Source organism: Pseudomonas sp. GYB4201, assembly GCF_056312595.1.
Map to the genome: position 1 here is coordinate 114278 of NZ_JBWGIG010000011.1, position 24987 is coordinate 139264.

Sequence of the window (24987 nt, forward strand, 5' to 3'; positions counted from 1 at the left end):
GGGGCAACTCCTTTTTCTAGCGACCGGTGACCGATCGCACTTTCAATTCACACTCGAACAAAAACTCGAAAGCCTCGACCTGGCGCAGCGCGTCGCTCATGGCCGCGCCCCAGGTGTACAGGCCGTGGCCGCGAATCAGGTAGCCCACGCACTCGGGGTGGGCGTCCAGCCAGGGCTGCACCTGGCTGGCCAGGCGGGCGATGTCCTGGTCGTTGTCGAAAATCGGCACGCGCACGATCGACTGGTGGCTGGTCACGCCGCTGAAGGCCTTCTGCAGCTCATAACCTTCAAACTCCAGGAAAGTGCCCGGGCTGAGCCGTGACAACACCGTGGCATTCACAGAATGGGTGTGCAACACCGCGCCGATTTGCGCTTGCCAGGCGTACAACTGGGTGTGCAGCAAGGTCTCTGCCGACGGTTTCTTGCCCGGCTCCAGGCTGTTGCCGGCCATGTCGGTGGCCAGCACATCGTCTGGCCCCAACTGGCCCTTGTGCTTGCCGGAGACGGTCAGCAGGGCCTGGTCGGCGCCCAGGCGGGCGGAATAGTTGCTGCTGGTGGCCGGGGACCAGCCACGCCCGTACAGCAGGCGTCCGGCTTCGATGATCTGCAGGGCCAGGGTGTCGCGCTCAACGCTCATGCCGCCTCCTCCTTGAGCCGTGTGGCAATGATGACTGCCGCGGCCAGCGCGGCGAGGCTGGCCAGCGCAAAGGTCGTCGCCGGCCCCAGGCTGTTCCAGCTGTAGCCCGAATACAGCGCACCCAGGGCGCCGCCGGTGCCGGCCAGGGCGGCGTACAACGCCTGGCCCTGGCCCTGCTGGCGGCCACCGAAGGTGCGCTGGACAAAATGAATGCAGGCCGCATGGAAGCTGCCAAAGGTGGCTGCGTGCATCAACTGGGCCAGCACCAGCAGGCCCAGGTGGTCGGCAAAACTGCCCAGCAACAGCCAGCGCAGCGCGGCCAGCAGGAAGCTTGCGGCCAGCACCTGGCGCACCGAATAACGCCCCAGGATGCGGCTCATGGCCAGGAACATCAGCACCTCGGCCACCACCCCCAACGCCCACAGCACGCCAATCACCCCACGGCTGTAGCCCAGGTGTTCCAGGTGCAGGCTGAGGAAGGTGTAGTACGGCCCGTGGCTGACCTGCATCAGCGCCACGCACACATAGAAGGCCAGCACGCCGGGGCGCAGCAGTTGGCTGAGGAAGCCCTCGCCCGCCGGCCGCCGCGGGTCCACCTGGGGCTGGATGTTCGGCACCCAGAAGCTGGCGGCAACTATGCCGGCCATGATCACCACCAGCGCATACGGATAGGCGTCCAGGCTCCACCACTCGTACAGGCGGCCCATGCCGACCACGGTGAGGATGAAGCCGATCGAGCCCCACAGCCGCACCTGGCTGTAGCGCGCCGGCTGGGCGTGCAGGTGCGCCAGGGTGATGGTCTCGAACTGCGGCAGCACCGCGTGCCAGAAAAAGGCGTGCAGGGCCATGACCATGGCCAGCCAGGCGTAGGTCTTGCTGACGAAGATCAGCGAGAAACAGCCCAGGGTGCAGAGGGCGCCGAAACGCACGATGGCCAGGCGCTGGCCTGTGTGGTCACCCAGCCAGCCCCACAGGTTGGGGGCGATGCAGCGCATCAGCATGGGAATGGCCACCAGCTCGCCGATGCGCGCGCTGGCGAAGCCCAGGTGGTCGAAGTACATCGCCAGGAAGGGCGCGGTGGCGCCCAGCAAGGCGAAATAGAACAGGTAGAACCCCGAGAGCCGCCAGTAGGGAACCCCGGCAGCCCCGGGGGCCAGGGTCATTACAGCTGGCCCAGCACCGGAGTGGTGACGCGCACGTCGGCGTTCTGGCCGCGGTTGCGCAGCAGGTGGTCCATCAGCACGATGGCCATCATGGCCTCGGCGATCGGCGTGGCGCGGATGCCCACGCACGGGTCGTGGCGGCCCTTGGTGATGACTTCCACCGGGTTGCCGTGCACGTCGATGGAACGGCCCGGGGTGGTGATGCTGGAAGTTGGCTTCAGCGCCAGGTGGGCGACGATCGGCTGGCCCGAGGAGATGCCGCCCAGGATGCCGCCAGCGTTGTTGCTGAGGAAACCTTCGGGGGTCATCTCGTCGCGGTGCTCGGTGCCGCGCTGGGACACGCAGGCAAAGCCGGCGCCGATTTCCACGCCCTTGACGGCGTTGATGCTCATCAGCGCGTGGGCCAGTTCGGCGTCCAGGCGGTCGAAGATCGGCTCGCCCAGGCCCGGCTTGACGCCTTCGGCGACCACGGTGATTTTCGCGCCGACCGAATCCTGGTCACGGCGCAGCTGGTCCATGTAGGCCTCCAGCTCCGGCACCTTGTCGGGGTCGGGGCTGAAGAAGGCGTTCTCTTCCACGCTGTCCCAGGTCTTGAACGGGATCTCGATGGGGCCCAGCTGGCTCATGTAGCCGCGAATGACGATGCCCTGGGTGGCCAGGTATTTCTTCGCGATGGCGCCGGCGGCCACGCGCATGGCGGTCTCGCGCGCCGAGCTGCGGCCACCGCCACGGTAGTCGCGCTCACCGAACTTGTGGTGCAGGGTGTAGTCGGCGTGGGCCGGGCGGAACAGGTCCTTGATCGCCGAGTAGTCCTTGGACTTCTGGTCGGTGTTGCGAATCAGCAGGCCGATGGCGCAACCGGTGGTGCGGCCCTCGAACACGCCGGACAGGATCTCGACCTCGTCGGGCTCCTGGCGCTGGGTGGTGTGGCGGCTGGTGCCCGGCTTGCGCCGGTCAAGGTCGCGCTGCAGGTCTTGCTGGGACAGCTCCATGCCCGGTGGGCAGCCATCGACAATGGCGACCAACGCCGGGCCATGGCTCTCGCCAGCGGTGGTGACAGTGAACAGCTTGCCGTAGGTATTGCCGGACATGCAGGACGCTCCGCGAAATCAGATCAGACGGGCAGTATACGCACGCTAGTGGCCTGATTCATCCCTGGATGTGCGAACCTTCGCCCTTGGTATAAGTCCAATTGCCACCTTCCGGATACTGGCTTGATGATGTTACGTATTGTTGCGCTGCTGATTTGCTTCGTCTCCCCCCTGCTGCAGGCCGCCCCCGTGATTGCCCAGCGCCCCATCGACCTGGACACCGGCAGCGGCGTGCTGCACGGCTCGCTGCTGCTGCCCATGGCCGACAAGCCGGTGCCGGTGGTGCTGATGATCTCCGGCTCCGGCCCCACCGACCGCGACGGCAACAACCCCCAGGGCGGGCGCAACGACAGCCTGCGCAAGCTGGCACTGCTGCTGGCCAACCACGGCATCGCCAGCGTGCGCTACGACAAGCGCGGCGTGGCCAGCGGCCAGCCGCTGGCGCCGGACGAGCGCACCCTGAGCGTGGAAGGCTACGTGGCCGACGCCCAGGCCTGGGCCCGGCAGCTCAAGGCCGACCCGCACTACGGCCCGCTGATTCTGCTGGGCCACAGCGAAGGCGCGCTGATCGCCGCCCTGGCCGCGCCCCAGGCCGGCGCCGACGCCGTGGTTTCCGTGGCCGGCAGCGGCCGCCCCCTGGACCAGGTGATTCGCGAGCAGCTCAAGGGCCGCCTGCCCCCCGACCTGGAGCAGCGCGCCGGGCAGCTGCTGGACCGCCTCAAGGCCGGCCAGTACGACGCGGATGTACCCGCACCCTTACAAGTGGTGTTCCGCCCCAGCGTGCAGCCCTACCTGGTGTCGCTGCTGCGCCAGGACCCGGCCGCCGCCTTCGCCCGCCTGACGGTGCCGGCGCTGATCATCCAGGGCCGCAACGACATCCAGGTCGGCGTCGCCGACGCCCAGGCGCTCAAGGCTGCCCAGCCCAAGGCCAGGCTGGTGCTGATCGACGGCATGAACCACGTGCTGCGCATCGTGCCCAACGACCTCAAGGCCCAGGTGGCGTCCTACAACGACCGCAACCTGCCGCTGGCCGATGCACTGGGGCGCAACCTGGTGGCGTTTATCCAATCGGTGCATTGATCGCGCAAATAGCACGCAAGTATCGGCAAAGCCTGCCGATACGCCGATGCAGGTATCCACTTTGATACCCGCAGCGCTGCGCGAAAGAGGATCGCCGAGATGACCGATACGCAAACCCCAGAGTCACCCGAAGTGGCTGTCGAACCTGAACAGGCCCCCGCACCGGTGGAATTGCCGTGGGCGGACGTACAGCCTGAACACTTCAAGATGCTGCGTCTGGTGCCCCTGCCGGTGGACCGCGCCACCGGTGCGCGGCCGTTGCGCTTCGTGCAGTTTGGCCGCGCCGAACGCCACAACAAGGACTACAGCCTGTTGCGCATGGACATCCAGCTGCCGGGCCAGAAGGTGCGCAAGGACCAGAACCGCCTGGAAGTATGGGCCAACCACCAGGCCCGCACCGTCAGCTTCGGCCCTGAATCCGGCCTGTTCATGGAACCGCTGAACCGCGGCCTGGGGCGCTTCCTGATTGCCCAGGGGGTGATCTGGGCCCAGCGCAAATGGGCGCACTACCGGGTCGAGGGCGCTGCGCTGGCCAGCAAGGACGCCCTCAACGAAGACACCCGCCTGCGCCGCGACCACGTGCTGAAAAGCCATGGCCTGACCGTCAGCTATGCCGACGCCCAGCACCTCAAGGCCAGCTACGAAGGCGTGCAGGTGGGCGAACTGATTGCCACCTGGAACGGTGACAAGGTGCAGGTGGTGGAGATTCTCGACGCGGCCAACATGCTGCAGTTGGCCGAGCAGAACCTGCAGGAACTGGAAGTGAAGCTGCGCCAGCAGGAAGAGCGGGTCAGCAAATTCAAGCGCGAGGACTCGGGCTTGCGCTTCACCATCACCTGCCTGGTGGCTTTCGCGGTGTTCCAGGCGGGGCTGTTGATCTGGATCGCGACCCACCGATAGCCTCTTGGTCACATCGGTTCCGTAGCCGCTGCCGGCAGGCTGCGCTGGCCCCTGATTACACTGAGGATCTTCAGCGTGGATCAGGGCCAGCGCAGCCTGCGGCAGCGGCTACGCGATGGCGGCGGGGTTTTACACGCGCGAGGCGAACAGCGCCTGGTGCTCGCGGCACTGCGCCGCGCTGAGCATGAACACGCCGTGGCCGCCGCGCTGGAATTCCAGCCAGTGGAAGTCCACCTCCGGGTACAGGGCTTCGACGTGCACCTGGCTGTTGCCCACTTCCACGATCAGCAGGCCCTTCTCGGTCAGGTGGTCGGCCGCTTCGGCCAGCATGCGCCGCACCAGGTTCAGGCCATCGTCGCCGCAGGCCAGGCCCAGTTCCGGCTCGTGCTGGTATTCGTCGGGCATGTCGGCGAAGTCTTCGGCATCCACGTAGGGCGGGTTCGACACGATCAGGTCGAAGCGCTGGCCCGGCAGGCCGTCGAAGCCATCACCCTGCACGGTGTACACGCGGTCTTCCACGCCATGGCGCTCGATGTTCTGGTTCGCCACCTCAAGGGCTTCGAACGACAGGTCGCCCAGCGCCACTTCGGCGTTGGGGAACACGTCGGCGCAGGCGATGCCGATGCAACCCGAGCCGGTGCACAGGTCGAGGATGCGCGCCGGCGGGTTGGCCAGCCACGGGCTGAAGCCGTCCTCGATCAGCTCGCCGATGGGCGAACGCGGAATCAGCACGCGCTCGTCGACGATGAACGACATGCCGCAGAACCACGCCTCGTTCAGCAGGTACGGCACCGGCACGCGGTCTTCGATGCGGCGCTTGAGCAACCCCTGGATGTGCACGATCTCGTCTTCTTCCAGGGCGCAGTCCAGGTAGCTGTCGGCGATCTGGTAAGGCAGGTGCACGGCCCCCAGCACCAGCAGCCGGGCTTCGTCCCAGGCGTTGTCGGTGCCGTGGCCAAAGTACAGGTCTTCCCCGTGGAAACGGCTGACAGCCCAACGAATGTGGTCGCGCAGGGTGCGCAGGCGGGAAGTGATCACGGCAGACTCCTTTGAATACAGCCGCGCATTCTACCAGTGAAGCCCGGCCCGTGGGGCCCCTGCTGGCATTTTGCAGCAGCGCGGCACCCGACTACCGCCCCGAATCTGCACCGCAAGTGCGCGTAGCGATTCACAGAAAGGCTCCAGCAGTGGAGAATGTGGCAAAAGCCCTATCCAAAGGAGCCCCCGATGTCCGATACAAAGACGATGTTCCAATTGACTGGCCGCGGCCATCCCCCTGCCGATCTCAGCCGCGCCAGCCTTGTGATCATCGACGCCCAGCGTGAATACCTGAAGGGCCCCCTGGCCCTGGTAGGCATTGACGAAGCGGTGGCCAACATTGCCCGCCTGCTCAAGGCGGCGCGCGCTGCCCACCGCCCCATCGTGCACGTGCGCCACCTGGGCACCGTGGGCGGCCTGTTCGACCCCCAGGGCGACCGCGGCAAGTTCATCCCCGGCCTCGAGCCACTGGCTGACGAGCCGATCATCGAAAAGAACATGCCCAACGCGTTCAACAACACCGCCCTGCACCAGACCCTGCAGGAAAAAGGCCCGATCGACCTGATCGTCTGCGGTTTCATGACCCATTCCAGCATCAGCACCACCGTGCGCGCGGCCAAGGACTACGGCTACCGCAGCACCCTGGTGGAAGATGCCTGCGCCACCCGCGACCTACCCTTCAAGGGCGGCGTGGTACCGGCTGCCACCGTGAAGCAGGTCGGCATGGCCACCATGAATGACAACTTCGCCTGCGTGGCCCAGACCGACGAACTGGTCTGACCCCACCGGCAGTGCATGACCCGGCGGCCGCGCGACGTGGCCGCCCATCCGATAAAAGCGTTCATTTTTCCTAATTGCCCCCCGTGTCGGAACCCCGACGCCGCTGGCGAGTCGAAGGCCGGATATTCACTGAGGAAATCGGAATGAAGTTATCCGATGGTTTTGACGCTCGCCGCCTTCGCCCACGCGGCCAACGTAACTGGGGAACACGCCTGGGCCAGGCCTTCGCCGCGCTGCTGGCAGCCCTTGGGGTAATGCTGGCCATGGCCGGCGCCGCCAGCCTGCTGGGCCACCCCCCGGCCCTGGGCGACCTGAACGCCAGCAAGACCGGCGCCGCCCTGCTGGTGGTGTTCGGCCTGCTGATTCTGTACCTGGGCGTGGGCCTGTGGCGCCGCTGCCGTCGGCGTCGCCATCGCAACCGCGAATTGAACCTGGCGCCGCACCTGATGAAAAAACACGACTGAGTCGCGTAAACTAGGCCTTCCTGGTGGAGGCTGACATGCAAGACGATGATTTTTCCCTGTTTACAAGCGAAATGCGCGGCGTAAAGCCGATCAAGCATGACCGCGCCGACACGGGCAAACCCAAGACCGACCGCAAGAACCTGGCCACCCTGCGCCAGGCCGCGACCGTGCGCCAGGACGCCACCACCGTCGATGGCCTGAGCGACCAGTTCGTCATCGACGTGGGCCCCGAGGACGACCTGCACTGGGCCCGCGACGGCGTGCAGGAAAGCCAGATGCGCAAGCTCAAGGTCGGCCAGATACCGTTCGAGGGCAGCCTGGACCTGCACGGCATGAGCGTGGAAAAGGCCCGGGAAACCCTCTGGGCCTTCCTGGCCGAGGCGGTGAAGTTCGAAATCCGCTGCGTGCGCGTCACTCACGGCAAGGCCGTGCGCCTGGACGGCAAGCGCCCCATGATCAAGAGCCACGTCAACACCTGGCTGCGACAACATGCCCAGGTGCTGGGCTTCACGTCCTGCCAACCGCGCCACGGCGGCGCTGGCGCGGTGTACGTGATGCTCAAGCGCACCATGCTTGAAGGGCGCGACGAATAACCTCGCGCTTGCAGCGACGCGGCCAGCGCCGTACCCTTCGCGTTTGCGAAAATTCCCACAGGTTTAGATCCATGTCCCTGGAACAGCACTACACCGCGATTCTCGGCAAACTCGGCGAGGACGTATCCCGCGAGGGCCTGCTCGACACGCCGAAGCGTGCCGCCAAAGCCATGCAGTACCTTTGCCGCGGTTATGAACAAACCCTGGAAGACGTCACCAACGGTGCGCTCTTCAGCTCCGACAACAGCGAGATGGTGCTGGTCAAGGACATCGAGCTGTACTCGCTGTGCGAACACCACCTGCTGCCGTTCATCGGCAAGGCCCACGTGGCCTACATCCCGAGCGGCAAGGTGCTGGGCCTGTCCAAGGTCGCGCGCATCGTCGACATGTACGCCCGCCGCCTGCAGATCCAGGAAAACCTCAGCCGCCAGATCGCCGACGCGATCCAGCAGGTCACCGGTGCCCTGGGCGTTGCCGTGGTCATCGAGGCCAAGCACATGTGCATGATGATGCGCGGCGTGGAAAAGCAGAATTCGTCGATGATCACCTCGGTGATGCTGGGCGAGTTCCGCGAAAACGCCGCTACTCGCAGCGAATTCCTCAGCCTGATCAAGTGATCCCAAGGGTACCGACATGTTGATGAAAGCATTGCGCGTGGGGCTGGGCCAGCTGATCGTGATTGGCGACCTGCTGACCCGCGGCCCCAAGCAGAAACGCAGCGCCCAGGCCCAGGCCGACGTGGAGCAACAGGCCAAGGGCCTGAGCCTCTACCAGTTCCACGCCTGCCCGTTCTGCGTCAAGACCCGCCGCGCCCTGCACAAGCTCAACGTGCCGGTGGCCCTGCGCGACGCGAAGCACGACGAGCAGCACCGCCAGGCGCTGCTGGCCGAGGGCGGCCGTATCAAGGTGCCGTGCCTGCGCATTGAAGAGCACGGGCAGACCACCTGGATGTACGAGTCCAAGGCGATCATCGCGTACCTGCAGCAGCGGTTTGCTTAAGCGAGATACAACAAACCCGTAGCCGCTGCCGATAGGCTGCGCTGGCCCCTGATTACACCGAGGATCTTCGGCGTGGATCAGGGCCAGCGCAGCCTGCGGCAGCGGCTACGGGTTTTGTGTTTCCAGCCTCAACCGAGCATGGTCACATGCCGCGGTTGTGATTCAACCCGCTTGAGCCACGCCTGGATGCCCGGGTAGCCGGCCAGATCAAAGCCCCCCTCGTGAGCCACATGGGTGTAGGCGTACAGCGCGATATCCGCGATCGAATACTGGTCCCCCACCAGGAACGGCGTCAGCTGCAGCTGCCGCTCCATCACCCGCAATGCCTTTTTGCCGCGCACCTGGCAGTCCTGGTACTCCTGCAGGCGATCTTCGGGCATATTCAGGTAAAACTGGATAAACCGCGCCACGGCAATGTACGGCTCATGGCTGTACTGTTCGAAGAACTGCCACTGCAGCACCTGGGTGCGCAGGCGCGGCTCGGTGGGCAGGAACGCGGTGCCATCGGCGAGGAAGTTGAGAATCGCGTTGGACTCCCACAGGCAGGTGCCATCTTCCAGTTCCAGCACCGGGATCTTGCCGTTGGGGTTCTTGGCCAGGAACTCCGGGGTCTGGGTGTCGCCGCCGAGAATGTCGATGTCCACCCATTCATACGGCAGGTTCAGCAGGTGCAGCATCAGCTTGACCTTGTAGCAGTTGCCCGAGCGGTAATCGCCGTAAACCTTGTACATGAACCTCTCCTTCTACGCCGCTGCCTGAGCGGCCTGAGCCTTGCGGATAACGTGGGCCAACCGCGCCAGCCCTTCGTGCAGGCGGTGCGGGGCGACATGACTGAAATTCAACCGCAGGCAACCCGGGTGGGCCGCGGGGTCGGCGAAAAACGGCTCCCCCGGCATGAACGCCACGTCCTGGGCCATGGCGTCGGCCAACAAGGTGCGGGTATCGATCGGCTGTTTCAAGGTCAGCCAGAAGAATAAGCCCCCTTGCGGCACGTGCCAATCGGCCAGACCGGCGAAATGCTCGAGCAGCGCCGCCTGCATCGCGTCGCGACGCTCACGGTAGAAACTGCGCAACTCGCCCAGGTGCTGGCGGTACTTGTCCGTACCCAGCCACTGCATGGCCTGCCACTGGCCGATGCGGTTGGTGTGCAGGTCGGCGGCCTGCTTCAGCCGCAGCAGGTGCGGGAACAGGTCGGGGCTGGCGATCAGGTAGCCCACACGCACGCCGGGCAGCAGGGTTTTCGACACGCTGCCCATGTAGATCCAGCTGGCGGTGCGCAGGCGCCCGGCGATGGGCTGCGCGTGGCCGCCGTCGTAGGTCAGCTCGCGGTAGGGCTCGTCTTCGATCAGGGTCACCGCGAACTCGTCCAGCAGCGCCGCCACGCCCGCCCGGGCCGCTTCGCTGTAGCGCACGCCCGAAGGGTTCTGGAAGGTCGGGATCAGGTAGGCAAAGGCCGGCGCCTTGCGCTGCAGGTGGGCGCGCAAGGCGTCCAGGTCGGGGCCATCGGCCTGCAGCGGCACGCTCAGGCAATCGGCGCCGAACAGCTGGAAGGTCTGCAGGGCGGCCAGGTAGGTGGGGCCCTCGACGACAATTTCCGTGCCCTTGTCGATGTACAGCTTGGCGGCCAGGTCCAGCGCCTGCTGCGAGCCGCTGAGCACCAGCACCTGGCTGGCCTGGCAATCGATGCCCAGGGCGCGGGCGTCAGCGGCCAGCTGCTCGCGCAGCTGCGGCTCGCCTTCGCTGGTGCCGTACTGGCTCATGCTGGCGGGCAGGCCCGTCCAGTCCAGGGTGGGCAGCATGGCCTCGGCCGGCAGGCCGCCGGCGAACGACATGACTTCGGGGCGCTGGGCCGCGGCGAGGATCTCGCGGATCAGCGAACTTTTGAGGCGTGTGACACGTTCAGAGAAAGCCATGGGACCACCACTGGCAAAGTCATCGGAAGATACGTCAAACTGCTTGACCGAAATTACGACGCCGGGCATGGATACGTCAATATGCTTGACCTTAAAAATACCGCCACTCAACAAATCGCCATGGAAGCGTTTTTCTACGGCTACCAGGCCTTCACCGCCAAGGCCGACGAAATGCTGGCCCGCCGGGGCCTGAGCCGGGTGCACCAGCGGGTGGTGTTCTTCATCGCGCGCTACCCGGACATTGGCGTGAGCGAGCTGCTGGAAAAACTGGGGGTAAGCAAGCAGGCGCTGAACATGCCCCTGCGCCAGCTGATCGAGATGCAGCTGGTGACCAGCACCGCGCCCGCCAGCGACAAGCGCAAGCGCCTGCTGGGGCTGACGCCCGAGGGGCTGCGGTTTGAAGAGGCGTTGCGCAAGGAGCAGGTGAAGCTGCTGCAACGGGTGTTCGCCGAGGCGGGCCCGGCGGCGGTGGACGGCTGGTTGGCGGTGAATGCCGCGCTGGGCAAGACCACCAACCGCCCGTAGCAGCTGCCGCAGGCTGCGTCATGAACGCTGCGGATTATTGATTGGCCGGGACGCAGCCTTCGGCAGCTGCTACGGGGGCAGGTACAGTTTGACTGTATGGCCAAATGTTACGGTTGCTGTACTGCAACGGTACAAGGCGGCGGGTTTAGTCTTTCAGGCCTGCCACCACCTCGCTCAAGGATTTGCAGCATGACCGACGCCTCCCCCGTGCATTTGCGCCCGTTGGCCGACACTTCCCCTTCCGCCGTGGTCGCCGGCTTCATCGCCATGATGACCGGCTACACCAGCTCCCTGGTGCTGATGTTCCAGGCCGGCCAGGCCGCAGGGCTGACCAGCGCGCAGATTTCCTCGTGGATCTGGGCACTGTCCATCGGCATGGCGGTGTGCAGCATCGGCCTGTCGCTGCGCTACCGCACGCCCATCACCGTGGCCTGGTCGACGCCCGGCGCGGCGCTGCTGATCACAAGCCTGGGCCATGTGAACTACAGCGAGGCCATCGGTGCCTACATCACCTGCGCAGTGCTGGTGGTGATCTGCGGGCTTACCGGCAGCTTCGAGAAACTGGTCAAGCGCCTGCCCTCTTCCCTGGCCGCAGCGTTGCTGGCCGGCATTCTGTTCAAGATCGGCAGCGAAATCTTCGTCGCCGCCCAGCACCGCACGCTGCTGGTGCTGGGCATGTTCTTCACCTACCTGCTGGTCAAGCGCGTGTCGCCGCGCTACGCCGTGCTGTCGGCGCTGGTGCTGGGCACCCTGCTGTCGGGCTTCATGGGCCTTCTGGACTTCAGCCAGTTCCACCTGGAAGTGGCCACCCCGGTGTGGACCACGCCATCGTTCTCGCTGGCCGCGACCATCAGCATCGGCATCCCGCTGTTCGTGGTGGCCATGACCTCGCAGAACATGCCCGGCATCGCCGTGCTGCGCGCCGACGGCTACCAGGTGCCCGCCTCGCCACTGATCTCGGTGACCGGCTTCGCTTCGCTGCTGCTGGCGCCGTTCGGTTCCCACGGCATCAACCTGGCGGCCATCAGCGCCGCCATCTGCACCGGCCCGCACGCCCACGAAGACCCAAGCAAACGCTACACCGCCGCGGTGTGGTGCGGGATTTTCTACGGCATCGCCGGCGTGTTCGGCGCCACCCTGGCGGCGCTGTTCGCCGCCTTGCCGAAGGAACTGGTGCTGTCCATCGCCGCCTTGGCGCTGTTTGGCTCGATCATCAACGGTTTGAGCATTGCCATGAACGAGCCGAAGGAGCGCGAAGCGGCGCTGATCACCTTCATGGTGACGGCCTCGGGCTTCACGCTGTTCTCGGTGGGTTCGGCGTTCTGGGGCATCGTGGCGGGGGTGTTGACCCTGCTGATCCTCAACTGGCAAAAGCAATAACCCGTAGCAGCGGCCACAGGCCGCGTCCAGGCCGGACGCAGCCTTCGGCAGCTGCTACGGGTTACAGGCGGAAATGGCCGACCATGCCGCGCAGCTCGCTGCCCAGCTGCGCCAGCTCGATGCTCGACGCCGCATTGCCACGCATCGCCAGTGCCGACTGATCGGCACTGGCGCGGATGTTGGTGACGCTGCGGTTGATCTCCTCCGCCACCGAGCTTTGCTGCTCGGCTGCCGCGGCAATCTGCTGGTTCATCTGCTGGATCTGTGACACCGCGCTGGCAATGCTGCCCAGCGCGCTCTCGGTCTGCAGCGCGTCGCTGACCGCCAGCTTGACCAGTTCGCCACTGCCCTGGATCTGCGCCACCGACGCCGCGGCGCTGGCGCGCAAGGTGCTGACCAGCCGCTCGATCTCGGCGGTGGACTGCTGGGTGCGCTGGGCCAGGGCCCGCACTTCATCCGCCACTACCGCAAAACCGCGCCCCTGCTCCCCGGCCCTCGCCGCTTCGATGGCCGCGTTCAGCGCCAGCAGGTTGGTCTGTTCGGCCACGCTCTTGATCACTGCCACCACGGTGCCGATGCTCTGGATTTCGTTGCTCAGGTGCTCGATGCTGTGGCTCGCCGAATCCGCCGCGCCGGCCAACTGCTCAATGCGCTGCATGCTCTGACGTACCACCTGCTGGCCGTTGTCCACGCGGGTATCCGCTGACTGCGCGGCCAAGGCCGCCTGCTCGGCGTTGCGGGCCACGTCATGCACGGTAGCGGTCATCTGGTTCATGGCGGTGGCCACCTGCTCGGTTTCCTGCTGCTGGCTGCTGACCTCCAGGTTGGTCTGTTCGGTGACCGCCGACAGCGAGTGCGCCGAACTGGAAAGTTGCTCGATGCCCGCCTGCAGGCCACTGACGATGCTGCTCAGGCCGGCGCCCATCTGCTGCATGGCAGCCAGCAACTGGCCAATCTCGTCGCGGCGGTCCACCTCGATGCTGCCGCTGAGGTCGCCGCCGGCGATTTGTTGGGCACGGCTGATCACCCGGCGCAGCGGCCCCACGATCAGCCGGGTGATCAGCCACGCGGCGAGCACGCCCACCAGCAGCGCCACCAAGGATGAGCCAACGATCAGCAAGGTATTCTGTTTCAACTCGGCCTGCATGGCCTGGTCCTGGGCCGCAGCGGCCTGGTCGACACGGCTCACCACTTCATCGGCGCGCGCCTTGAGCTGTGCATAGACCTGTTTTTCCTTGGCCAGCAGGTCGGTGTATTCGCCCAGCTTGTCGCTGAAGCTGGCGATGTGGTCGCTGACTTCGTTCAACACCGTCTGGTAGCCGGCGTCCTGTACCTCGCTCTTCAAGGCGTTGGCTTGCTTGAGGGCCTCGGCCGCCTGCTCGATCCGGCCGCTGCCGGTATCGTCGTCGACGCCCTTGCGGCTCTGGTCCAGGCGCACCCGCGCGGCGTCCATGGCCTGCAGCATCAGCCGCGCCACCTGCGCCACCTCGTTGGCCTGGGTGATGAATTCGCTGCCCTTCTCGCCCTTGGAGTCCTTCAGCGCGTAGGTGCCGTCGTCGGACAACCCGGCCTGCAGTACGTCGAGGTTATTGGCCACGGTAGACACCGACCAGCTGGCCATGTCCAAGGCCAAATCCTTGGCCTGGCTGATCTCCACGAACTGGTCGAACGCCTTGCGGTACGCGGCCAGTGCGGGTTGCACGCCTTCTACAGCGCCCGCGCTGGCGGCCAGCGCCTCCACGCTCTTGCGCAGGGCATCGGCGGTCTTGGGGTCGGCGTGCAGGGCGAACTCCTGCTCCTGCAGGCGCACCCGCAGCAGGCCGCTGTTGAGCACCGACATCTGCTTCAAGCCGTCGAAACGCTGGCTGATGCTGGCCAGCGACCACACGCCGATGGCCGCCACCAGCACCGTCAGCGCCAGCACCAAGGCAAAGCCCAGGCCCAGCTTGCGGGCCATGCCCAGGTTGGCAAAACGTCCACTGCTGGCCGATGTCATTGCGCGCGCTCCCAGAGTCAATGCACGGAGAGTGGCAATGGCACGGGGGCAGGCACAAGATCCTGGCGTCGGAATAATGGCAAAAAGCTATGAAGGTGTCGTTTTCAGCAAAGCGGAGGGCGTTTTGCCCTGCCATCAAATCGCCGTGGCGCCCCCGTCCACCAACAACGAATGCCCCGTGGTGAACGCTGCGCCATCGCTGCACAGGTACAACACCGCACTGGCCACCTCCTCCACCCGCCCCACGCGCCCGACCGGGTGCATGGCGGCGGCGTACTCGGCCTTGCGCGGGTCGGCTTCGTGGGCGCGGCGGAACATGTCGGTGTCGATCACGGCCGGGCACACGGCGTTCACGCGGATGTGTTTCTTCGCGTATTCGATGGCGGCCGACTGGGTCAGGCCGATGACCGCGTGCTTGGACGCCGCGTAGATACTCATCTTCGGCGCCGCGCCCACGCCCGCCACCGAGGCGGTGTTGACGATGGCGCCGCCTTGGGCCAGCATCACCGGCAACTGATACTTCATGCACAGCCACACGCCCTTGACGTTGACGCCCATGATGGCGTCGAACTGCGCCTCGGTGCCTTCGGCCAGGCGGCTGTTCTCGATCTCGATGCCGGCGTTGTTGAAGGCGTAGTCCAGGCGGCCCCAAAGGGCCACGGCCTGCTCGGTCATGGCGCGCACCTGGGCCTCCACGGTGACGTCGCAGCGCAGGAACTGCGCCTGGCCACCCGCTTCGCGAATCAGCGCCACGGTGCCTTCGCCTCCGGCGGCGTCCAGGTCCACCACCACTACCTTCAGGCCCTCGGCGGCGAACGCCTGCGCGGTGGCGCGGCCGATGCCTGCCGCCGCACCGGTCACCAGCGCCACTTGTCCGGAAAATGCCATGCCCATGGTCGAACCTCTGTGAATTGGAAGTGATGGGCGCAGTCTAGCCAAGGCGCCAGCACGCCACGCAGCACTATTGGCGCCCTGTATTTCGCCGTATTCGGCGCGGCCGTTACCCTTGCCAGTGGCGCCCGCGCGGCCTATCAACAGTCCACCGTCCACATTTGGAAGCACCTGCCATGACCGACGCCAACCGCCAATTCCTGCTGGCCCGCCGCCCTTCCGGCGCCGCCAGCCGCGAAGACTTCACCTTCCAGACCGTGCCGCTGCCCGAACTGGGCGCCGGCCAGGTCCGCGTGAAAAACCTCTACCTGTCCCTGGACCCGGCCATGCGCGGCTGGATGAACGAGGGCAAGTCCTACATCCCACCGGTGGGCCTGGGCGAAGTGATGCGCGCCCTGGGCGTAGGCCAGGTGGTGGCCTCCAACAACCCGGCGTTCGCCGTGGGTGACCACGTCAACGGCGCGCTGGGCGTACAGGACTTCTTCCAGGGCGAGCCCAAGGGCTTCTACAAGGTAGACCCCAAGGTTGCGCCGCTGCCGCTGTACCTGTCGGCGCTGGGCATGACCGGCATGACCGCCTACTTCGCGTTGCTGGAAACCGGCGCACCCAAGGCCGGCGACACCGTGGTGATCTCCGGCGCTGCGGGGGCGGTGGGCAGCGTGGCCGGGCAGATCGCCAAGATCAAGGGCTGCCGGGTGATCGGCATCGCCGGCGGCAAGGACAAATGCCAGTCGCTGATCGATGAACTGGGCTTTGACGGCGCCATCGACTACAAGGCCGAAGACGTCGCCGCCGGGCTCAAGCGCGAATGCCCCAAGGGCGTGGACGTGTTCTTCGACAACGTAGGGGGCGACATTCTCGACGCCGTCCTCAGCCGACTGGCACCCCGTGCGCGGGTGGTGATCTGCGGCGCCATCAGCCAGTACAACAGCAAGACCGGCGTGAAAGGCCCGGCCAACTACCTGTCGTTGCTGGTGAACCGCGCGCGCATGGAAGGTTTCGTGGTGATGGACCACGCCGCCAACTTCGCCGCAGCCGGGCAGGAGATTGCCGGCTGGCTGGCCAAGGGGCAGCTCAAGAGCAAGGAGCACGTGGTGGAGGGGCTGGAGACGTTCCCCGAGACGCTACAGAAGCTGTTCAGCGGGGAGAATTTCGGCAAGCTGGTGTTGAAAGTTTGATCAATCGCCTGCGGTTATCACGTAGCCGCTGCCGCCAGGCTGCGCTGGCCCTTTGCGCCACTGGAGATCTCCGGTGAATTTGAGGGCAAGCGCAGCCTGGCGGCAGCGGCTACGGGTGATCGGCGTTGAGTAGTTGAATGGCGCCGGCCGTCAGGCGTTGATTTGTGCCACAACGTCAGCCAGCGCTTGCGCCGGGTCTTTGGCCTGGCTGATCGGGCGGCCGATCACCAGGTAGTCGGAACCTGCGTCCAGTGCCTGGCGCGGGGTGAGGATGCGACGTTGGTCGTCCTGGGCGCTGCCAGCCGGGCGAATGCCCGGGGTCACCAGTTGCAGCGACGGGTGCGCGGCCTTCAGCGCCTGGGCTTCCAGGGCCGAGCACACCAGGCCGTCCATGCCAGCCTTCTCGGCCAGCGCAGCCAGGCGCAGCACCTGCTCTTGCGGCTCGATGTCCAGGCCGATGGCGGCCAGGTCTTCACGCTCCATGCTGGTCAGCACGGTCACGCCGATCAGCAGTGGCTTGGGGCCGCTGCGCTGGTCGAGTACGTCGCGGCAGGCGGCCATCATGCGCAGGCCGCCGGAACAGTGCACGTTCACCATCCACACGCCCATTTCCGCTGCGGCCTTGACGGCCATGGCGGTGGTGTTGGGAATGTCGTGGAATTTCAGGTCCAGGAACACTTCGAAGCCCTTGTCGTTCAGGGTCTCGACGATGCCCGATGCGCTGCTGGTGAACAGCTCCTTGCCGACCTTCACGCGGCACAGCTTGGGGTCCAGCTGGTCAGCCAGTTTCAGGGCGGCGTCGCGGGTGGGGAAATCCAGGGCGACGATGATAGGAGTCTGGCAAGCGGACATGGGCGGGCTCTCAGGGGGCAAGTCGAAATCGGCGCGCATTGTAGCGGATTTTAGGGGCGCTGGCGCCCCACAAACAGGCACTACCTGCCCATAGCCTAGCCCACGCATCCCCACCTGCGACACCAATCCCACCATTGCGACCCCTTTTGCCCGGCTGGCACGGCCACTGCACGCAAACAGCACGAACGTTCCAATCCACACGAGGGAGCCGTCATGACTACGCAACTCAAGCCCACCTTGGGCACGCTGCACCTGTGGGGCATCGCCGTAGGGCTGGTGATTTCCGGCGAGTATTTTGGCTGGAGCTATGGCTGGGGCGTGGCTGGCACCCTGGGGTTCCTGGTGACCTCGCTGATGGTGGCCACGCTCTACACCTGCTTCATCTTCAGTTTCACCGAGCTGACCACGGCCATTCCCCACGCAGGCGGGCCCTTTGCCTACAGCCGCCGTGCGTTCGGCGAAAAAGGCGGGCTGATCGCCGGCCTGGCCACCCTGATCGAATTCGTCTTCGCACCGCCGGCCATCGCCCTGGCCATCGGCGCCTACCTCAACGTCCAGTGGCCGGCCCTGGACCCACGCCACGCGGCGCTGGGCGCGTACATCGTGTTCATGCTGCTGAACATCCTCGGCGTGCAACTGGCCGCCACCTTTGAACTGGTGGTGTGCATCCTCGCCGTGATCGAGCTGCTGGTGTTCATGGGCGTGGTGGCGCCGGGCTTCAGCGTCAGCAACTTCGTCGCCAACGGCTGGGCCGGGGACAGCACCTTCAGCCTGGGCGCAGTGAGTGGCATGTTCGCTGCCATTCCGTTCGCCATCTGGTTTTTCCTGGCCATCGAGGGGGCGGCCATGGCTGCCGAGGAAGCGAAAGATCCGCGGCGCACCATCCCCAAGGCCTACATCAGCGGCATCCTCACCCTGGTGCTGCTGGCCCTGGGCGTGATGGTCTTCGCCGGCGGCGTGGGCGACTGGCGCGCCCTGGCCAACATCAATGACCCCCTGCCCCAGGCCATGAAGGCCGTGGTGGGCGAAGGTTCCGGCTGGCTGCACATGCTGGTGTGGATCGGCCTGTTCGGCCTGGTGGCCAGCTTCCACGGCATCATCCTCGGCTATTCGCGCCAGTGCTTCGCCCTCGCCCGTGCCGGCTACCTGCCCAAGGGCCTGGCCAAGCTGTCGCGCTTTCAAACCCCGCACCGGGCCATCATCGCCGGCGGCGTGGTGGGCATCGCCGCCATCTACAGCGACGGCCTGATCAACCTGGGCGGCATGAGCCTGACCGCCGCCATGATCACCATGGCCGTGTTCGGCGCCATCGTCATGTACATCATGAGCATGCTCAGCCTGTTCAAGCTGCGCCGCAGCGAACCCGGCCTGGCCCGCAGCTTCCGCGCCCCCGGCTACCCCATCGTGCCGGGCATCGCCCTGGTGCTGGCGGTGGTGTGCCTGGTGGCCATGGCCTGGTTCAACACCCTGATCGGCGTGATCTTCCTGGGCTTCATGCTGGCAGGCTTCGTCTACTTCCTGCTCACCGGCGCCGCCCGTGCCAGCGCCCCGGCAGACGCCATGCTCACGGGCCTGTAGCCAGCGCCCTATAATGGAACCACTGCCGGGCGCTTGCCTCCAATGAGTACAAGCCTGTATTCGCCGCCACCCGGGCGGCGAGCCCGGCCCGCAAGGAGAAGTGGCCATGCCCTGGTACGCCTGGTTGATTTTGGTAGTAGCGATCGGCTCCATCGTTGGCGGCCTGATGATGTTGCGCGACAGCGCCAGCAAAGTGGAACTCACCGAAGAACAGCGCCGCAAGGTGGCGCAGCGCAATGCCGAGGCGGACGCCAAGGATGCGCAGAACCGCTAAACCTGCTTGGCAGCGGCCGCAAGGCCGCGTCACAGGCGCCCAAGTATACCGGTTGAATCGGGGCGCCTTGGACGCAGCCTGCGGCAGCTGCTACGGGTGGCCGCTTCTGTTAGAATGATGATTAACATCCCATCCTGACCGGGCCATTCCCATGCGCTACTCCGCCGACCACAAAGCCCAGACCCACGAACGCATCGTCAAGGAAGCCTCGGCGCGCTTTCGCCGCGACGGCATCGGCGCCACCGGCCTGCAGCCGTTGATGAAGGCGCTGGGGCTGACCCATGGCGGCTTCTACGCGCACTTCAAATCCAAGGACGAACTGGTGGAAACCGCCCTGCGCGCGGCCACCGAAGAGCTGACCGAGGTGTGCGAGAAGGCCTTCGCCACGCCCCAGCCGTTGCAGAGCTTCATCGACACTTACCTGAGCCCCGCCCATCGCGACAGCCCGGAAAAAGGCTGCCCGCTACCGACCATGGCCGCCGAACTGGGTCAGCGCGGCCAGCCCAGCGCCATCACCGACCAAGGCGTGGAAGACCGCTTGGCGCGTATCGCCGCTACCTTGAAGGCAGAAGATGCCGACGAGCAGGCCGTGGTGATGCTATCGACACTGGTGGGCGCACTGATGCTGTCGCGCAGCGTCGAGGACCCGCAGTTGTCGCTGCGCATCCTCGACAGCGCGCGCAAGGCGCTCAAGTTGCAGGCGGATGCGGCGAGCTGAAGCGCCTCACAGCTGCCGCTCTGGCAGCAGGCTCAGCAATTCGACATGGCTGGGGGCGCCAACGGCGCTGCCTACCAATACGCCAATGATGATCCGACGGTCAGGCATCACCGCACACCTCACGCCCCCCCCCATGCCTTCCCGCGCAAACGCCAACCAGCCTCCCCCAAACTCCGGGTCCAGGGAAGCGTCGCCACGGTACCTGGCCACGGCGAGGCGCAAAGGTGGCGGGGCGTAACCTGCGACAATGAAACGGGGGTTGATGCCCGGCTCAACGCCACAGCTGTCCCAGATCGCGCTCACACCTGGCAGCTCGGCGCCTACGGCACCTGCAAACGAGGGGTCGAAGCCCAGTCGGTCAACGCCGATGAGAGTGGCGGTGTAAGGGTTGGAAATAGAGGAATTCCAGTAGCCTGAAATCTTCACGCGTTCGTCACCGTCGGCAACCAGTGCCCTGAAATTGGGTGCCCATTGCTCGGGACGCAGCTCGACGGCGCCAACGTGTCCGAAGCTGAAATCGCGTTCGCCATCACAGGTGAACCTGGCCAGGACGAAACCTGGGTGCGCACTCTCGTGAAAGCTGAGCAGGCTGATGGCGCCGCCTGGCGAGGCCACGATATCCATCAGCCAGTTGGTGGGGTCCCCCAACTCCGTCAGCGTCAAGGTCAGCCGCCCGTTCTGCCCGAAGCCCCGGTCCAACGCCCCAACCGGTGTCAGGCGTACAACCACCGACCTGACATCATTGCGCCCCCCGGTGATACGCAGGCTGAAGCCCAGTAGCAGTTCATTGGCGCGAGTGAGGCTGGACACCACATCCCGGGCAATGCCCGAGCGGGGCCCTTGCGGGGCCAACGCCAAGTCGACCCGCTGCCCGGGTTGGGCAAAAAGGCTCAACGGTATGATGGCCCTGCCACCTTGACCGTAAGCGTCAGACAGCGACCCGTCACGGTGGTAACAGGCTACCGCCAGCGCCGCGGGTTCATCAGGCGCCCCGCTACGCCCCACTACCAGAATACGACCATCGGGCAACGCCTGAATGTCGGTGCAGGTGGCGTCTTGGCCGGCAACAAAATGATCATCCTGCCATTCCATTGCCAGCTCGCCGGTACGCCCCAACCGGGCGAAGGAAAAAGGCCGGGGCGAAGCCGCATCCGTCCGGGACGCGGCGACCCACAGCTCCCCTGCGTTGCCAGGCGCAGGCTTCAGTGCCCGCAGTTGATTGAACGTCTGCAGGCCACGCGCAAGTTTCAGCCAGCCAGACTGGCCAAACTCAAGGTCAAGGAAGTCTTCTGCCCGTGGGCCGGTTGCTAGGTTTTTCATGTCCAGGATCCCTCGTCCTGGCCTGAAGTGGCCAGGACTGCAGTAGATCAGCCTTCGGCTAACCCCGAACCTGTCAGATGCTGCAAGGGGTCGAGCGCGGCCCTCACACCCACCGCTTGAACAACACGCTGGCGTTCACCCCGCCAAACCCGAAGCCGTTGGACAGCGCGTGCTCCATGTTCATGGCCCGCGGCTGGCCACGCACCAGGTCCAGCCCCTCGGCCAGTTCATCCGGGTGCTCGAGGTTCAACGTGGCCGGGGCAACCTGGTCACGCAACGCCAGCACCGTGAAGATCGCCTCGATACCGCCCGCCGCGCCCAGCAAGTGACCGGTGGCCGACTTGGTCGAGGTGATCGCCGGGCCCTGGCCGGCACCGAACAGTGAACGAATGGCCGCCAGCTCGCCCTTGTCTCCCACCGGAGTGGAGGTGGCATGGGCGTTGAGGTGCTGGACCTGGCCAGGGGTGATGCCACCCTGGGCCAGCGCCTGCTCCATGGCCCGCCGGGCACCGCTGCCATCTTCCGGCCCGGCCGTGAGGTGATACGCGTCGGCGCTGGTGCCGTAGCCCACCAATTCGGCCAAGGGCGTGGCACCGCGGGCCAAGGCATGTTCCAGGGACTCGATCACCAGGATCCCTGCGCCCTCGCCCATCACGAAACCGTCACGGTCGCGGTCAAACGGCCGCGAGGCGCGGCTGGGCGTGGCGTTGAAGCCACTGGACAACGCCCGCGCCGCAGCGAAGCCGCCCAGGCTGACCCGGTCGATGGCCGCTTCGGCGCCGCCACACACGGCAATGTCGGCCTCGCCGGCGCGAATCAGCCGCGCCGCATCGCCGATGGCCTGCACGCCAGCGGCACAGGCCGTGACCGGTGCCCCCAGCGGCCCCTTGAAGCCATGCTGGATCGACACCTGCCCGGCCGCCAGGTTGACCAGAAACGCCGGAATGGTGAACGGCGACAGCTTGCGTGGCCCGCGGCTGTCGGTGGTGCGCACGGCGTCGACGATCGTGCCAAAGCCACCAATGCCCGACCCGATCACCGTGGCCGTGCGCTGCCGCGACGCCTCGTCCGTGGGCGCCCAGCCGGCCTGGGCCAAGGCCTCGCGGGCTGCTGCGAGGGCGAAGAGAATGAAACGGTCCATCTTCTTCTGCTCCTTGGGCGCTGCGGCAAGGTCTGGATCGAAGCCAGCGTGTGGGTCTTCTTCGACGGTTGGCACTACCCCGCCTACCCGCGCGGGCAGGTCCGCGACTACGGCTTCGGGCAACTCACGCAAGCCCGATTGGCCGGCCAGCAGGCGGCCCCACACGGTTTCCACACCGGTACCCAGCGGCGAAACCAGGCCCATGCCGGTAATCACGATTCTGCGGTTGTTCATACTGTCTCCCTTCCTCAACCCGTAGCAGCGGCCGCCAGGCCGCGTCACAGGCGCTGCATTTCACTTGGTACACCGATGGACGCAGCCTGGCGGCAGCTGCTACGGGACCGAATCTATTAGATTACAATCGAAATACTACGCCGATAGTATTACAACCTTAATTTAAAATAGCCAGGCCCGATAACTGCCTTCCAACAAAGCGGTACAGTGATGGCAATTTGACGCCAAGGACCCAACAATGGAGAATGTACCAAACAGTCACAAAATCGAAACATTTCCACTGCCGCAGTCCTGCCCCCCGGCCTACGGCCTCGCGCGTCAAACAATGAATGGATTCAATGCTTACTTCGATACTGGTCCCAAGCGACCTGTCCGCTGGCGAACAGCAGGACCTAACGCACTTTCTCCAGCAACGCGACAGTTTTACGGCCCTCAACCCACGGGGCGATGAGACCCAGGTGTGGGCCCGCGACAATGGCGCCCTGGTGTTCAAGGTATTCGCCATGCGCAGGCTGAAACAGCGCTGGCGGGCGCGCTGGAAACACGAGTGCCCAGTGCACGGCAAACGGCACGGCTGGGCGGAGCGCGCCAATGCCGAACGCTTCCAGGCCCTGGGCCTGCCTGGCCTGGAAGTGCGCGCCTACCTGGAAAAACGCAGCCCGCTGCTGTGCAACCAACAGATCGTCGCATACCCCTACCTGCGCCAATTCCGCACCTTGCACCAACGCCTTGATACCAGCCCGTTCGAAGCGCTGGACGCCGTGGAGCCGGTTATCCTGCGCCTGGCCCAGGCCGGCGTATTCCACCTGGACCTCAACACCCGCAACATCATGCTCGACGACCAGGGTGACGTGCGCATCATCGACTTTGAATACATGGCCTGGGAGCGGACCCGCACTGCCGAGCTATACGGCTATTACCTGGGCTACCTATTGCAGAAATGGGCCAGGGAATTTGTCGACGAAGCGTCATTCGACCAATGGGCCCATGGCGTACTCCAACGCCAGGTAGCGCAATTCGACACGGCAACGCACGACCTGCTCACCCACTACCAGCTTGGCAAACACGTGGAACTGTCGCGCACCCAACGCTACCGGATGTTTGCATGAGCCTCTTTACTCAACTGGTCGCACGGCTGCGCCTGGCGCGCTGGCGCAAGAAGCTCAAGGCAGACAAGGGCTTCAGCCTGCGCCTGCGCAACCCCAGGCAATTCCTCCAGGGCCTGGCCCGCGAGGAGGTGGAATATGTAGTGCTGCGCTGGTATGACGAGGTGCCCCTGGTACTGGACAGGCAACTGGCAGACGACATCGACATCCTCGTGGCACATGGCTCGCTGCCGCGCATTGCTGCCGCCATGCCGCTGTTCAACTTCGGGCGCAAGACCAGCAAGGTCAAGTTCGATATCTATAGCGACTCCGGCCGCAGTGGCTTGTCCTACCGGCACATGCCTTACTACCCGCCGGTGCGCGCCCGGCACCTGCTGGACACCCGTGTGGCCGATCCGCGGGGCTGGTACCGCATCGCACCGGCCGACTACCTGCCGGCATTGGTGTACCACCTGGCCTACCACAAGCGCCAGGCCAGCGGCCTGCGCATGCGCCCCGGGGACACGGATGCCAGCCGCCTGCCCGCCAAGAAAGACTATCGGCAACGCCTGCTGGCCGAGGCCGCGCGCGAGCAAGTGCCACTGCCCGCCCTCGACAGCCTGGTGGAGGCCCATCAATGGTTGCACGAACAAGGGTGGTCGATGCCCTTCGACCTGATCCACCGTTGGCCTGACCAGGACGCGTGGCTGGCTGCCCTTTACACGCTTGAAAACGCACGCCTGCAAGCCGCTACCTCCAACGCACCCCACGACCTGGTGGTGTTGGTGACCCGCCAGGAAACCGCCGACCACCAACAGGAACAGGAAATCGTCGAGACGCTCAGCCGTCACGGCACGGTGCTGGCGCGCCAGCCACTGAACCCTGCTCAACAGCAACGCCTGCTGTGGTGGGCCCGGGGTGGCAACTGGCTGGCAGCCAAGCAGTACACCCTGAGCGCGCCCGGCACCGCCATCACCTGCCTGCTGCCCCAAGGGGCTAGCGCGGCCATCAAGCTCGAGTTGCGAAAAAACCTGTCACGCCGTTACGGCAAGCAGAACTGGCTGCACGGCACCGATGACCGCGCCGAAGCGCAGTACTACCAGCAATTGCTGGCCAGCGAGCACTACCGCGTACCGCCCTCCACCGCAGGACTGTGA

General features: G+C 65.6%; 26 protein-coding genes and 1 pseudogene. 15 read left to right on the top strand and 12 right to left on the bottom strand.

Annotated features, from left to right (window positions below):
• Positions 1-16: 16 nt before the first annotated feature.
• Genes AC0Z2B_RS12995 through aroC form a run of 3 tightly spaced genes read right to left on the bottom strand, consistent with a single transcriptional unit; the run spans position 17 to position 2891 of the window.
• A complete protein-coding gene (locus AC0Z2B_RS12995) occupies positions 17-637 on the bottom strand; it encodes a methylthioribulose 1-phosphate dehydratase (protein ID WP_476297074.1) in 621 nt (206 codons plus the stop codon).
• Positions 634-1800, bottom strand: a complete 1167-nt coding sequence (locus AC0Z2B_RS13000; protein WP_476297076.1) for an MFS transporter — start codon at positions 1798-1800, stop codon at positions 634-636. The genes AC0Z2B_RS12995 and AC0Z2B_RS13000 overlap by 4 nt, the downstream gene beginning before the upstream one ends.
• Positions 1800-2891 carry a chorismate synthase gene (gene aroC, locus AC0Z2B_RS13005; RefSeq protein ID WP_416423078.1) on the bottom strand — a complete coding sequence of 364 codons (1092 nt, stop codon included), beginning with the start codon at positions 2889-2891 and terminating at the stop codon, positions 1800-1802. Before aroC ends, AC0Z2B_RS13000 begins: the two co-directional genes overlap by 1 nt.
• Positions 2892-3017: 126 nt before the next feature.
• Here aroC and AC0Z2B_RS13010 point away from each other — a divergent pair, with 126 nt between their 5' ends.
• Positions 3018-3971 carry an alpha/beta hydrolase gene (locus AC0Z2B_RS13010; RefSeq protein WP_476297078.1) on the top strand — a complete coding sequence of 318 codons (954 nt, stop codon included), beginning with the start codon at positions 3018-3020 and terminating at the stop codon, positions 3969-3971.
• Positions 3972-4070: 99 nt separating this feature from the next.
• A complete protein-coding gene (locus AC0Z2B_RS13015) occupies positions 4071-4871 on the top strand; it encodes a hypothetical protein (RefSeq protein ID WP_476297080.1) in 801 nt (266 codons plus the stop codon).
• Positions 4872-5000: 129 nt separating this feature from the next.
• On the opposite strand, the gene prmB is transcribed toward AC0Z2B_RS13015, so the two are convergent.
• Positions 5001-5909 carry a 50S ribosomal protein L3 N(5)-glutamine methyltransferase gene (gene prmB, locus AC0Z2B_RS13020; RefSeq protein ID WP_476297082.1) on the bottom strand — a complete coding sequence of 303 codons (909 nt, stop codon included), beginning with the start codon at positions 5907-5909 and terminating at the stop codon, positions 5001-5003.
• Positions 5910-6098: 189 nt separating this feature from the next.
• Between prmB and AC0Z2B_RS13025 the strand changes: the two genes are divergently transcribed.
• The 5 genes from AC0Z2B_RS13025 (at position 6099) to AC0Z2B_RS13045 (ending at position 8745) form a co-directional block, all read left to right on the top strand.
• Positions 6099-6689, top strand: a complete 591-nt coding sequence (locus AC0Z2B_RS13025) for a cysteine hydrolase family protein (protein WP_476297084.1) — start codon at positions 6099-6101, stop codon at positions 6687-6689.
• A gap of 143 nt (positions 6690-6832) precedes the next feature.
• Positions 6833-7153, top strand: coding sequence for a hypothetical protein (locus AC0Z2B_RS13030; protein ID WP_416423073.1), 321 nt, complete (start codon positions 6833-6835; stop codon positions 7151-7153).
• A gap of 35 nt (positions 7154-7188) precedes the next feature.
• Complete coding sequence (locus tag AC0Z2B_RS13035; RefSeq protein ID WP_416423072.1) at positions 7189-7746, top strand: Smr/MutS family protein; 558 nt, start codon at positions 7189-7191, stop codon at positions 7744-7746.
• A 71-nt stretch (positions 7747-7817) separates the two neighbouring features.
• On the top strand, positions 7818-8363 hold the full coding sequence (gene folE, locus AC0Z2B_RS13040; protein WP_416423071.1) for a GTP cyclohydrolase I FolE: 546 nt from the start codon (positions 7818-7820) through the stop codon (positions 8361-8363).
• Positions 8364-8379: 16 nt separating this feature from the next.
• Positions 8380-8745 (top strand): glutaredoxin family protein, encoded by a 366-nt coding sequence (locus AC0Z2B_RS13045; protein ID WP_416423070.1) that lies wholly within the window; start codon positions 8380-8382, stop codon positions 8743-8745.
• Between the two features lie 128 nt (positions 8746-8873).
• Here AC0Z2B_RS13045 and AC0Z2B_RS13050 read toward each other — a convergent pair whose 3' ends face one another.
• Together AC0Z2B_RS13050 and AC0Z2B_RS13055 are read right to left on the bottom strand one after the other, a co-directional pair.
• Positions 8874-9476, bottom strand: a complete 603-nt coding sequence (locus tag AC0Z2B_RS13050; protein ID WP_416423069.1) for a glutathione S-transferase family protein — start codon at positions 9474-9476, stop codon at positions 8874-8876.
• A 12-nt stretch (positions 9477-9488) separates the two neighbouring features.
• Positions 9489-10658 (bottom strand): aminotransferase-like domain-containing protein, encoded by a 1170-nt coding sequence (locus AC0Z2B_RS13055; protein WP_476297086.1) that lies wholly within the window; start codon positions 10656-10658, stop codon positions 9489-9491.
• Positions 10659-10739: 81 nt separating this feature from the next.
• On the opposite strand from AC0Z2B_RS13055, the gene AC0Z2B_RS13060 reads away from it, so the two are divergent.
• On the top strand, positions 10740-11183 hold the full coding sequence (locus tag AC0Z2B_RS13060) for a MarR family winged helix-turn-helix transcriptional regulator (protein WP_416423067.1): 444 nt from the start codon (positions 10740-10742) through the stop codon (positions 11181-11183).
• 189 nt (positions 11184-11372) lie between these two features.
• Entirely contained in the window at positions 11373-12563 is a 1191-nt protein-coding gene (locus AC0Z2B_RS13065; RefSeq protein ID WP_476297088.1) for a benzoate/H(+) symporter BenE family transporter, read from the top strand.
• 61 nt (positions 12564-12624) lie between these two features.
• On the opposite strand, the gene AC0Z2B_RS13070 is transcribed toward AC0Z2B_RS13065, so the two are convergent.
• The 3 genes and pseudogenes from AC0Z2B_RS13070 to AC0Z2B_RS13080 all read right to left on the bottom strand — a co-directional run bounded on the left by AC0Z2B_RS13070 (position 12625) and on the right by AC0Z2B_RS13080 (position 15453).
• Positions 12625-13497, bottom strand: a complete 873-nt coding sequence (locus AC0Z2B_RS13070) for a methyl-accepting chemotaxis protein (RefSeq protein WP_476297198.1) — start codon at positions 13495-13497, stop codon at positions 12625-12627.
• Positions 13486-14559: pseudogene (locus AC0Z2B_RS13075) on the bottom strand (HAMP domain-containing protein); the annotation flags it as partial. The gene AC0Z2B_RS13070 and the pseudogene AC0Z2B_RS13075, both read right to left, overlap by 12 nt.
• Before the next feature lie 135 nt (positions 14560-14694).
• Positions 14695-15453, bottom strand: coding sequence for an SDR family oxidoreductase (locus AC0Z2B_RS13080; protein ID WP_476297090.1), 759 nt, complete (start codon positions 15451-15453; stop codon positions 14695-14697).
• 173 nt (positions 15454-15626) lie between these two features.
• Here AC0Z2B_RS13080 and AC0Z2B_RS13085 point away from each other — a divergent pair, with 173 nt between their 5' ends.
• The gene (locus tag AC0Z2B_RS13085; RefSeq protein WP_476297092.1) at positions 15627-16628 is read left to right on the top strand and encodes an NADP-dependent oxidoreductase; all 1002 of its coding nucleotides are present in this window, start codon (positions 15627-15629) and stop codon (positions 16626-16628) included.
• A 150-nt stretch (positions 16629-16778) separates the two neighbouring features.
• On the opposite strand, the gene pyrF is transcribed toward AC0Z2B_RS13085, so the two are convergent.
• Positions 16779-17480: an orotidine-5'-phosphate decarboxylase gene (gene pyrF / locus AC0Z2B_RS13090; RefSeq protein ID WP_475505811.1), complete on the bottom strand. Its 702-nt coding sequence runs from the start codon at positions 17478-17480 to the stop codon at positions 16779-16781.
• Positions 17481-17693: 213 nt separating this feature from the next.
• Here pyrF and eat point away from each other — a divergent pair, with 213 nt between their 5' ends.
• From eat to AC0Z2B_RS13105, 3 genes are all read left to right on the top strand, one after another.
• On the top strand, positions 17694-19058 hold the full coding sequence (gene eat, locus AC0Z2B_RS13095; RefSeq protein ID WP_476297094.1) for an ethanolamine permease: 1365 nt from the start codon (positions 17694-17696) through the stop codon (positions 19056-19058).
• Between the two features lie 106 nt (positions 19059-19164).
• Positions 19165-19332, top strand: coding sequence for a DUF2897 family protein (locus AC0Z2B_RS13100; protein WP_416423061.1), 168 nt, complete (start codon positions 19165-19167; stop codon positions 19330-19332).
• 151 nt (positions 19333-19483) lie between these two features.
• Positions 19484-20050: a TetR/AcrR family transcriptional regulator gene (locus AC0Z2B_RS13105; RefSeq protein ID WP_476297096.1), complete on the top strand. Its 567-nt coding sequence runs from the start codon at positions 19484-19486 to the stop codon at positions 20048-20050.
• A gap of 6 nt (positions 20051-20056) precedes the next feature.
• Here AC0Z2B_RS13105 and AC0Z2B_RS13110 read toward each other — a convergent pair whose 3' ends face one another.
• Together AC0Z2B_RS13110 and fabF are read right to left on the bottom strand one after the other, a co-directional pair.
• Positions 20057-21370, bottom strand: coding sequence for a delta-60 repeat domain-containing protein (locus AC0Z2B_RS13110; protein ID WP_476297098.1), 1314 nt, complete (start codon positions 21368-21370; stop codon positions 20057-20059).
• A gap of 103 nt (positions 21371-21473) precedes the next feature.
• Positions 21474-22745, bottom strand: a complete 1272-nt coding sequence (gene fabF, locus AC0Z2B_RS13115; RefSeq protein ID WP_476297100.1) for a beta-ketoacyl-ACP synthase II — start codon at positions 22743-22745, stop codon at positions 21474-21476.
• 338 nt (positions 22746-23083) lie between these two features.
• Here fabF and AC0Z2B_RS13120 point away from each other — a divergent pair, with 338 nt between their 5' ends.
• The gene (locus AC0Z2B_RS13120) at positions 23084-23854 is read left to right on the top strand and encodes an RIO2 family protein (RefSeq protein ID WP_476297102.1); all 771 of its coding nucleotides are present in this window, start codon (positions 23084-23086) and stop codon (positions 23852-23854) included.
• Positions 23851-24987 (top strand): hypothetical protein, encoded by a 1137-nt coding sequence (locus tag AC0Z2B_RS13125; RefSeq protein WP_476297104.1) that lies wholly within the window; start codon positions 23851-23853, stop codon positions 24985-24987. The genes AC0Z2B_RS13120 and AC0Z2B_RS13125 overlap by 4 nt, the downstream gene beginning before the upstream one ends.

Bases quoted from the DNA above. Each gene is read 5' to 3' on its own strand.
- AC0Z2B_RS13105 (WP_476297096.1), top strand. From the start codon at position 19,484: ATGCGCTACTCCGCCGACCACAAAGCCCAGACCCACGAACGCATCGTC.
- AC0Z2B_RS13035 (WP_416423072.1), top strand. From the start codon at position 7,189: ATGCAAGACGATGATTTTTCCCTGTTTACAAGCGAAATGCGCGGCGTA.
- AC0Z2B_RS13015 (WP_476297080.1), top strand. From the start codon at position 4,071: ATGACCGATACGCAAACCCCAGAGTCACCCGAAGTGGCTGTCGAACCT.
- fabF (WP_476297100.1), bottom strand. From the start codon at position 22,745: ATGAACAACCGCAGAATCGTGATTACCGGCATGGGCCTGGTTTCGCCG.
- folE (WP_416423071.1), top strand. From the start codon at position 7,818: ATGTCCCTGGAACAGCACTACACCGCGATTCTCGGCAAACTCGGCGAG.
- AC0Z2B_RS13055 (WP_476297086.1), bottom strand. From the start codon at position 10,658: ATGGCTTTCTCTGAACGTGTCACACGCCTCAAAAGTTCGCTGATCCGC.
- AC0Z2B_RS13065 (WP_476297088.1), top strand. From the start codon at position 11,373: ATGACCGACGCCTCCCCCGTGCATTTGCGCCCGTTGGCCGACACTTCC.
- eat (WP_476297094.1), top strand. From the start codon at position 17,694: ATGACTACGCAACTCAAGCCCACCTTGGGCACGCTGCACCTGTGGGGC.
- pyrF (WP_475505811.1), bottom strand. From the start codon at position 17,480: ATGTCCGCTTGCCAGACTCCTATCATCGTCGCCCTGGATTTCCCCACC.
- AC0Z2B_RS13120 (WP_476297102.1), top strand. From the start codon at position 23,084: ATGCTTACTTCGATACTGGTCCCAAGCGACCTGTCCGCTGGCGAACAG.
- AC0Z2B_RS13085 (WP_476297092.1), top strand. From the start codon at position 15,627: ATGACCGACGCCAACCGCCAATTCCTGCTGGCCCGCCGCCCTTCCGGC.
- AC0Z2B_RS13045 (WP_416423070.1), top strand. From the start codon at position 8,380: ATGTTGATGAAAGCATTGCGCGTGGGGCTGGGCCAGCTGATCGTGATT.
- AC0Z2B_RS12995 (WP_476297074.1), bottom strand. From the start codon at position 637: ATGAGCGTTGAGCGCGACACCCTGGCCCTGCAGATCATCGAAGCCGGA.
- AC0Z2B_RS13025 (WP_476297084.1), top strand. From the start codon at position 6,099: ATGTCCGATACAAAGACGATGTTCCAATTGACTGGCCGCGGCCATCCC.
- AC0Z2B_RS13080 (WP_476297090.1), bottom strand. From the start codon at position 15,453: ATGGGCATGGCATTTTCCGGACAAGTGGCGCTGGTGACCGGTGCGGCG.
- AC0Z2B_RS13050 (WP_416423069.1), bottom strand. From the start codon at position 9,476: ATGTACAAGGTTTACGGCGATTACCGCTCGGGCAACTGCTACAAGGTC.
- AC0Z2B_RS13110 (WP_476297098.1), bottom strand. From the start codon at position 21,370: ATGAAAAACCTAGCAACCGGCCCACGGGCAGAAGACTTCCTTGACCTT.
- AC0Z2B_RS13060 (WP_416423067.1), top strand. From the start codon at position 10,740: ATGCTTGACCTTAAAAATACCGCCACTCAACAAATCGCCATGGAAGCG.
- AC0Z2B_RS13070 (WP_476297198.1), bottom strand. From the start codon at position 13,497: ATGCAGCAGATGGGCGCCGGCCTGAGCAGCATCGTCAGTGGCCTGCAG.
- AC0Z2B_RS13030 (WP_416423073.1), top strand. From the start codon at position 6,833: ATGAAGTTATCCGATGGTTTTGACGCTCGCCGCCTTCGCCCACGCGGC.
- AC0Z2B_RS13100 (WP_416423061.1), top strand. From the start codon at position 19,165: ATGCCCTGGTACGCCTGGTTGATTTTGGTAGTAGCGATCGGCTCCATC.
- AC0Z2B_RS13010 (WP_476297078.1), top strand. From the start codon at position 3,018: ATGATGTTACGTATTGTTGCGCTGCTGATTTGCTTCGTCTCCCCCCTG.
- aroC (WP_416423078.1), bottom strand. From the start codon at position 2,891: ATGTCCGGCAATACCTACGGCAAGCTGTTCACTGTCACCACCGCTGGC.
- AC0Z2B_RS13000 (WP_476297076.1), bottom strand. From the start codon at position 1,800: ATGACCCTGGCCCCCGGGGCTGCCGGGGTTCCCTACTGGCGGCTCTCG.
- AC0Z2B_RS13125 (WP_476297104.1), top strand. From the start codon at position 23,851: ATGAGCCTCTTTACTCAACTGGTCGCACGGCTGCGCCTGGCGCGCTGG.